Annotated in this window: 7 protein-coding genes; 4 read left to right on the top strand and 3 right to left on the bottom strand. The window is 72.3% G+C overall.

Annotation, left to right across the window (positions count from 1 at the left end; genetic code table 11):
* Positions 1 to 137: 137 nt before the first annotated feature.
* A complete protein-coding gene (gene hisC, locus ACIP82_RS17670) occupies positions 138 to 1,214 on the bottom strand; it encodes a histidinol-phosphate transaminase (RefSeq protein WP_363613987.1) in 1,077 nt (358 codons plus the stop codon).
* Between the two features lie 332 nt (positions 1,215 to 1,546).
* Here hisC and ACIP82_RS17665 point away from each other — a divergent pair, with 332 nt between their 5' ends.
* The 3 genes from ACIP82_RS17665 (at position 1,547) to ACIP82_RS17655 (ending at position 5,213) form a co-directional block, all read left to right on the top strand.
* Entirely contained in the window at positions 1,547 to 2,704 is a 1,158-nt protein-coding gene (locus ACIP82_RS17665; RefSeq protein ID WP_363613985.1) for a LacI family DNA-binding transcriptional regulator, read from the top strand.
* A 113-nt stretch (positions 2,705 to 2,817) separates the two neighbouring features.
* Positions 2,818 to 4,038 (top strand): metallophosphoesterase, encoded by a 1,221-nt coding sequence (locus ACIP82_RS17660; RefSeq protein WP_400654163.1) that lies wholly within the window; start codon positions 2,818 to 2,820, stop codon positions 4,036 to 4,038.
* 245 nt (positions 4,039 to 4,283) lie between these two features.
* The gene (locus ACIP82_RS17655) at positions 4,284 to 5,213 is read left to right on the top strand and encodes a hypothetical protein (protein ID WP_400654161.1); all 930 of its coding nucleotides are present in this window, start codon (positions 4,284 to 4,286) and stop codon (positions 5,211 to 5,213) included.
* Between the two features lie 26 nt (positions 5,214 to 5,239).
* Here the strand turns inward: ACIP82_RS17655 and ACIP82_RS17650 are convergent, their stop codons facing one another.
* Positions 5,240 to 5,713 (bottom strand): DUF5994 family protein, encoded by a 474-nt coding sequence (locus ACIP82_RS17650; RefSeq protein ID WP_400654159.1) that lies wholly within the window; start codon positions 5,711 to 5,713, stop codon positions 5,240 to 5,242.
* Positions 5,714 to 5,867: 154 nt separating this feature from the next.
* Between ACIP82_RS17650 and ACIP82_RS17645 the strand changes: the two genes are divergently transcribed.
* Positions 5,868 to 6,401 carry a CBS domain-containing protein gene (locus ACIP82_RS17645; RefSeq protein WP_400654157.1) on the top strand — a complete coding sequence of 178 codons (534 nt, stop codon included), beginning with the start codon at positions 5,868 to 5,870 and terminating at the stop codon, positions 6,399 to 6,401.
* Between the two features lie 501 nt (positions 6,402 to 6,902).
* Here the strand turns inward: ACIP82_RS17645 and ACIP82_RS17640 are convergent.
* Positions 6,903 to 7,361: a hypothetical protein gene (locus ACIP82_RS17640; RefSeq protein ID WP_400654155.1), complete on the bottom strand. Its 459-nt coding sequence runs from the start codon at positions 7,359 to 7,361 to the stop codon at positions 6,903 to 6,905.
* Between the last annotated feature and the right edge of the window lie 42 nt (positions 7,362 to 7,403).

Raw genomic sequence — 7,403 nt, 5'->3', positions numbered from 1 at the left:
CCCGCCCCCCCGCCCCATCTCTTTTCCCAAACCGCTGGGGGGGGGGGGGGGGGGGGGCCGCGGGGGGCGGCCCCCCGCCCCCCCCGCGGGGGGGGGGGGGCCCCCCCCCCCCCCCCCACTCCGCTGCCGGACAGGCCCTACAGCTCCTTGCGGAAGGCCTCGGCCACCGAGAGGAAGATCGAGTTGCCCTCGACCTCGCCGATCGAGATCCGGACGCCCTCCGGGAACGGGCGGACGATCACGCCGGCCTCGGCGCAGGCCGCGGCGAACTCCGGGGAGCGGTCACCGAGCGCCAGCCAGACGAAGTTGGCCTGCGTGTCGGGGATCTCCCAGCCCTGGGCGCGCAGCCCGGCGACGACCCGGGTGCGCTCCTCGACCAGCGCGTCCACCCGGACCATCAGCGCCTCCTCGGCGCGCAGCGAGGCGACGGCCGCGTCCTGGGAGAGCTGGGTGACGCCGAACGGGACGGCGGTCTTGCGCAGCGCGTTCGCCACCGGCTCGTGCGCGATCGCGAAGCCGACCCGCATGCCCGCCAGGCCGTACGCCTTGGAGAAGGTGCGCAGCACACAGACGTTGGGCCGGTCGCGGTAGAGGTCGATGCCGTTGGGCACCTCGGGGTCGCGGATGAACTCGATGTACGCCTCGTCGATCACCACGAGGATGTCGGCGGGCACCGCGTCCAGGAAGCGCTCCAGCTCGGCGCGGTGGATCACGTTGCCGGTGGGGTTGTTGGGGTTGCAGACGAAGATCAGCCGGGTCTGCCCGGTGACCGCGGCGAGCATCGCGTCCAGGTCGTGGTCCCCGGCGGCGGTGAGCGGCACCGGGACGGGGGTCGCACCGGCGACCTGGGTGATGATCGGGTAGGCCTCGAACGAGCGCCAGGCGAACATCACCTCGTCGCCGGGGCCGGCGGTGGCGAGGATCAGCGACTGGGCGACGCCGACGGAGCCGGTGCCGGTGGCGATGTGCTCGGCCGGGACGTCGAAGTGCCGGGCCAGCTCGGCGGTGAGCTCGGTGACCGCCATGTCCGGGTACCGGTTGAGCGAGCCCGCCGCCGCGACCGCCGCTTCGAGCACACCGGGCAGCGGCTCGTACGGGTTCTCGTTGGAGGACAGCTTGTAGGCGTCGGCGCCGGCCGGCTTGCCGGGCTTGTAGGTGGGGATGCCGTCCAGGGTCGGCCTCAGCCGGGGCCCCTGTGCTGCCGTACCGCTCACGGTCCTTCTCCTTCTCTCTCCGCTGCGTTCGCGCCCGCCACGAACGGGATCGCCGCCGTACCCGGGATCTCGGAACGCACCCGGACCACCCCGGTCGGGTGCCCCGAACGATACCGACCGCGCTCACCCGTAGGAGTGAGATGCCCGGTCGGGTTACCGGTGCAGATCAGCCATTCTGCCGGGTTCCTTTGGCACATGTCAGAGGTAAGACGGCCGGTTTCGGGCAGGTATCGAAGGGGCGTGGGCGGGCTCACTCTTGGAGAAACGTATCTCCGAAGGCTTCCGATGCGCCGGTCACAGACCCTTGTCAGGAGCCATACGATCGGTCCGCCATGACAGCAGCAGCCAACCAGAGCGGTCGGCGACCCACCACCTCACGACGTCTGGAGCGGGCCGGCATCCGGGATGTGGCAGCAGCCGCCGGAGTGTCGATCACCACCGTCTCCGACGCGCTGAACGGTAAGGGCCGCCTGCCCGACGAGACCAGAAGCCGGGTGCGCGAGGTGGCCGAGCGCCTCGGCTACCGCCCCTCGGCAGCCGCCCGCACCCTGCGCACCGGACGATCCGGCCTGATCGGACTGACCGTCACGACCTACGGTGAAGAGCCTTTCACCTTCACCGAGTTCGCCTACTTCGCCGAGATGGCCCGCGCCGCCACCAGCGCCGCCCTCGGCCGCGGCTACGCGCTCGTGGTCCTGCCCGCCTCCTCCCGGCACGACGTCTGGGGCAACATCGCCCTCGACGGCACCGTGGTGATCGACCCGCCCGACCAGGACCCGCTGGTCAGCGAGCTGTACCGGTCCGGCGTCCCGGTGGTCAGCGACGGCAAGCCCGGCAACTGCCCGGTCACCGCCTGGGTCGACAACGACCACGAGGCCGCCGTGCTCGGCATCCTCGACCACCTCTCCGAGGCCGGCGCCCGCCGGATCGGCCTGCTCACCGGCACCAGCACCGACACCTACACCCGGCTCTCCACCGAGGCCTACCTCGGCTGGTGCGCCAAGGTCGGCCAGGAGCCGGTGTACGAGACCTACCCCGCGCACGACCCGGCCTCCGGCGCCGTCGCCGCCGACCGGCTGCTCGCCCGCCCGGACCGGCCGGACGCCGTCTACGGGCTCTTCGACCCCAACGGCACCGATCTGCTCGCCGCCGCCCGCCGGTACGGCCTGCGGGTACCGGACGACCTGCTGCTGGTCTGCTGCAGCGAGAGCGACGTCTACGCGACCACCGAACCGCCGATCACCACGCTCTCGCTCAAGCCCCGGCGGATCGGCACCACCGTCGTCAACCTGCTCATCGACGCCATCGAGGGCGTGGACTCCGGCACCGGCGTGGACATCGCGCGGCTCTTCCCGCCCCGTTTCCGCACCGCCGGCACCGGCCCGCCGCCCGGCACGCTGATGCCCACCGAGCTCATCGTGCGCGCCTCCTCCCAGCGGCGGAGCCCGCGCACCACCGTCAGCCCTCCCCGCTCCCCGGGCGAGATCTAGACCATACCTAGCCGGGACAAAACGGACCTGACGGACCGCCCGGCTGACGCTCCGGAGGATTGGATACCCACCAGGTGACGACGCCGGGAGAGTGGTCTTCCTATGATGGGCGAATGACACCCGAGGACCGCTTCCCCGGGCCTGAACACCCGGACTCAGGCCCCCGCCACCAGCCGGACCTCGACGTGCTGCCCTACGGCACCTACTACGAACCGGAGCCCGCCGGGGGCTATCCCGAGGCTTCGTACGAGGCGGAGACCTACAGCGGCTACGGCGGCGCCCGGTACCTCGAACAGCACTGGCCGGCCCCCGGGCAGGACCAGGAACACGGCGCCCCGCACACCACCGGCCACCACCCCGGACCGGAGCACACCGGCCACCACCCCGGCTACGAGCAGCCCCTCCCCGACCACTCCTCGCCCGCCGCCGCGCACCAGAGCGACGACCCGCCGACCATCGAGCTCGGCCCCCCGTTCACCGAGCCGGGCCTGCCGTACCACCCCTACCCCGCGCCCGGCCCCGGCGAGCCCCCCGGCCCGCTCTACGTCGTCGGCGACGTGCACGGCTACCTCGACGAACTCCGCTCCGAACTGCGCCACCAGGGCCTGATCGACGCCGACGGCCACTGGTCCGCCGGGCGCTCCCGGATCTGGTTCCTCGGCGACTTCACCGACCGCGGCCCCGACGGCATCGGCGTCATCGACCTGGTCATGCAGCTCGCCGCCGAGGCCGCCGCCGCCGGCGGCTACTGCCGCGCCCTGATGGGCAATCACGAACTGCTCTTCCTCGGCGCCGCCCGGTACGGCGACGAGCCCGTCCAGTCCACCGCCGGCACCGCCTCCTTCCTCGCCGCCTGGCGGCTCAACGGCGGCCAGCAGCACGACCTGGACCGCCTGGAGGGGCACCACATCAGCTGGCTCTCCCGGCTGCCGGCCATCGCGCTGGAGGACGGCCACCTGCTGCTGCACTCCGACACCACCGCCTACCTGGAGTACGGCGACTCCATCGCCGCGGTCAACGACGCCGTCCACGACCTGCTCGCCGACGAGGGCGTGGACGAGTGGTGGGACTGCTTCCGCCGCTTCACCAAGCGCTTCGCCTTCCGCGGCGACGCCGGCCCGATGGCCGTCCACGAGCTGCTCGACACCTACGGCGGCGCGCGCGTGGTGCACGGCCACAGCCCGATCCCGTACCTCACCGGCGCGGTGCACGCCGACGACGGCGCCCCGCCGCACATCCCCGGCCCGTACATCTACGCCGACGACCTCGCGGTCGCCATGGACGGCGGGGTCACCATGGAGGGGCGGCTGCTGGTCGCCCGGCTCCCGATCTGAACCGGTCGGCCGCGCCGAACCGACCGACGCGTCGCCCGCCCCTCCGCCAGTCCGTCCGTCCGTCCGTCAACCGGACAGGCGTTCGCCACCGCCCCTGACCTGCGCCGTTCCCCGGCCGGGGGCAAAGTTCCGGAAACCGACTGTCAACGCGGCCGCACCCGCCCCTACCATCGAGGCACACCACACCCGGCCGCTCGTGTGGCGGCCCGTCTCCGTGCCCGCCCGGCGGAGCGGACGGGGTTCGCATGAACGGGGTCCGTATGAACAACGCCCCGCATCTGCTCGCCGAGGACCGCCCGGACTTCGAGCGCCTCCTCGACGAAGCACTGCGCGACGGCACCATCCTCACCGCCCTGCGCGGGCCCGGCGCCCTCACCGCCGAGCAGCTGCGCACCAAGGCCCTGCGCGAGGCCGACGACATCGCGGCCGCGGCCGCCACCGAGTACGCGCACTACACCCGGCTGCGGCAGAGCCTGCGCGACACACCCCCGCCCGGCCAGGGCGGCACGGCCGGCGCGCCGGGGCTGTTCAGCCAGCTGCGCTCGGCGAACGGCGGCGCCGGACTGTTCCCGGTCCTGACCGTGCTCACCCCGATCCTCGCCTGGGCCGCCGCCCTGGTCCTGCTCCTCATCGGGTACACGCTGCGCGCCGCCAACCCCGGTCTGGCGCTGGCCGGTTCGGTCCTGACGGCCGGCTGGCTGGCACTGGCGGCCGGCCTGGTCGCGATGGCGGCCGGGATCGTCGGACTGGTCCTCACCGCGCTGCGGGACGGCTCCACGGCCCCCGCCGGCGCCGCCCCCGGGCTCGCGACCGAGGTCGCCGACGCCCGGCGCGCCTGGCAGCGCGCGCTGCGCGACCGCGCCCTGGTGGCGTACCTGCACGCCTGTCTGCACGCCGACCCGGCAGCACCGCCCGGCACCCCGGCGCCCGCCGACGGGCCGGTTCCGGCGGACCCGGCCCGGCCCGAATCCGCCCGGCCCGATTTCAGCAGCCCGGACTTCAGCAGCCCCGGCTACTCCAGCGGCCACTACTCCGGCCCCGGCTTCACCAGCCCCGGCGCCGACGGCCTCACCGACCCCGAAGGCCGCGAGCCGCGTACCGCCGCCTTCACCACCCCCGACTTCACCGGCCCCGGCTACACCCCGCCGGCCTTCACCGGCCCCGACGACGTCTGAGCGGCCAACACCCGTCCAGCTACGTGCTACTGACCCGTGTTCAGCCACCGAACCGGCCGGCCGAGCAGCTCGGCCGCCGGGGAGTGGTTCCCCGGCGCCGACGCCCCCGCCATGGCGGCGGCGGCCGTACCCGGCTCGGTACCGGGTGGCACCACGAGGAGGAGGAAGTGGTCCTCGAAGCCCCGGGTGAGGCTGATGGTCTCGGCGCTGGCGGGGAACCAGCCGATCCGGACCGATTGACCGTCCACGGTGACCGACCGGGGGATGTGGTACCAGGCCGAGGTGGACAGGCCGACCCGGAGGATGGGGCCCAGATGGACACTGAGCGCGGTGATCAGGTCCGGCAGCTCGGCCCGGGCGTCCTTCGTGCGGGGCCACCACGCGCCGTCGAACATCCCGCTGCGGGACATCGTCGGCTCCAGCACCAGCCGCGGCAGCAGGGGAACACCGGGGACGGACCACGGCCCCGGGGCGGAAGGAGTGGGAAGCCGAATCGGCATCATCAGGAGCCGCCCGTCCGGTCCGGAAAGAGGACCGATCATGACCCAGGGCGACACCAATGTGGGTACCGGTGTGCGACATGTCCTCGGTTGCCTCCCACGGTACTCCGCGCCGGCCCGCCCCCGGGCCGACCTGGCCCGGAGTAGCCTGGACATGTCCAGGGCACCCCGCATCCCGGTCACCTTCTCCGGCCTCGTCCTGGACGAAGGACCCTTCCGGGCGGCCGCCCTCGCCGCACCGGAGTCAGGCACCGGTGACACCGTGACCACCCACTCCACGAAGCCGACAGGCCTTCGCCACGACCTCACAGTCGCCGACGCGATGGAACCGTTCGAGTACCAGATCCCCGACGACAGCACCGTCGACCAGGCCGACGACATCCTCCGCAGCGCGGGCGTCCCCTACCTCCTCGTCCGTGACCACAACGGCCGCTGCGAAGGCCTGGTCACCCGGACGGGACTCCACCCGTTCCTCGCCCCGCCCTGGTACACCGAACTCACCCCGGTCAGCAGCACCAGGCACCAGCGCGGCCCGTTCGCCTGGCCGACCATGACCCTCTCCACGGCCGCTGTCGCGATGCGGATCAAGCACCTGACCGTCTGGCCGGTCATCGACGACGACGGCTACCTCCTCGGCATCCTCACCGCCGACCGGGTCGCCGGCCTGATCGAGACCACCCTCCGCTGAGCGGCGCACCACCCGAACGCCGTACCGGTCACCGGAGCACCCTCCGTCGCGTCAGTCCGGCGGGCGGGAGGCCGAAGGTGACGGCGGTGGAGCCGTCGCAGCGTTCCGACTTGCCGTGAGCTGCTGGACCGCACTCACGCAGGTCAACGCAAGTCAACAAGGCGCTGTTCCGGAAGGCCGGTACGGCCTCGCGGAACAGCGCCCGTCAGCTGACGCGTCAGTCTGCCGGCGGGAGGTTGACCCGCTGGCAGACTGGGCGTTCACCTCTGTCAGGGCTAGTGCCGTCGGCGGGGTGCGGCTCGTCCGCTCCGCCTCATAAAAATGAGGAGTGAGCCTCCCAAGGCAATGGCAGCCGCCGAGCCGACCGCAATGCCGATCGATCCGCCAGGGCCGGTGGCAGCCAGTACGTGCTCCGACTCCTTCGGATGCTGAACGGGGACACCCTGCTCGTGACCACCTGGAGCGTTGCCGTGGTTTCCCTGGAACACGCGGGCTCGGTGATCACCTGAACACCCTGATCATGGACAGGTCGACCGCTCGGTTGATCACGTGGGAGAGGCTGAACGTTCCGTTGATCCTCGCCTCATGCGCGAGCCACCCGACATCGACGGGCGCCGTCTCCTGTCCCAGCGGATGGGTGAATCCGGTGACGACCCAGCGACCCCCGAGCGGAGAGGACGCGTCGACCAGCCAGTCCCAACGGGCCCCGTACGCACTGATCAGGAACTCGGCGGCGAACAACATCAGCAGCGAGTGCGCCCTGGCCCACTCGTCCTCGGACAGTTCCGGGTAGGTCGCCCACTCGGCGAGTTGGTCTCCGACGATGCGGGAGGCCGTACCCGGATCGGTCTGCATCAGGTCCTCGCGCTCACCGATGGTGGTCAGCGCCCCTCGCGTGTACTCACGGCATTCCACCGCCCAGCCAGCGACATCGGGCTCACTGTTGCTCTGCTGATTCATGGCGGCATCAGTATCAGAGCAGATCACCAGCCCGCCGGCCAC

The sequence above is a fragment of the Kitasatospora sp. NPDC088548 genome (assembly GCF_044753005.1).
Taxonomy (GTDB): Bacteria; Actinomycetota; Actinomycetes; order Streptomycetales; family Streptomycetaceae; genus Kitasatospora.
This window is presented reverse-complemented; position numbering and strand designations above follow the sequence as displayed.

Excerpts from the sequence above, each read along its gene's own strand:
- ACIP82_RS17665 (WP_363613985.1), top strand. The coding sequence starts at position 1,547 with ATGACAGCAGCAGCCAACCAGAGCGGTCGGCGACCCACCACCTCACGA.
- ACIP82_RS17660 (WP_400654163.1), top strand. The coding sequence starts at position 2,818 with ATGACACCCGAGGACCGCTTCCCCGGGCCTGAACACCCGGACTCAGGC.
- ACIP82_RS17655 (WP_400654161.1), top strand. The coding sequence starts at position 4,284 with ATGAACGGGGTCCGTATGAACAACGCCCCGCATCTGCTCGCCGAGGAC.
- ACIP82_RS17650 (WP_400654159.1), bottom strand. The coding sequence starts at position 5,713 with ATGCCGATTCGGCTTCCCACTCCTTCCGCCCCGGGGCCGTGGTCCGTC.
- ACIP82_RS17645 (WP_400654157.1), top strand. The coding sequence starts at position 5,868 with ATGTCCAGGGCACCCCGCATCCCGGTCACCTTCTCCGGCCTCGTCCTG.
- ACIP82_RS17640 (WP_400654155.1), bottom strand. The coding sequence starts at position 7,361 with ATGAATCAGCAGAGCAACAGTGAGCCCGATGTCGCTGGCTGGGCGGTG.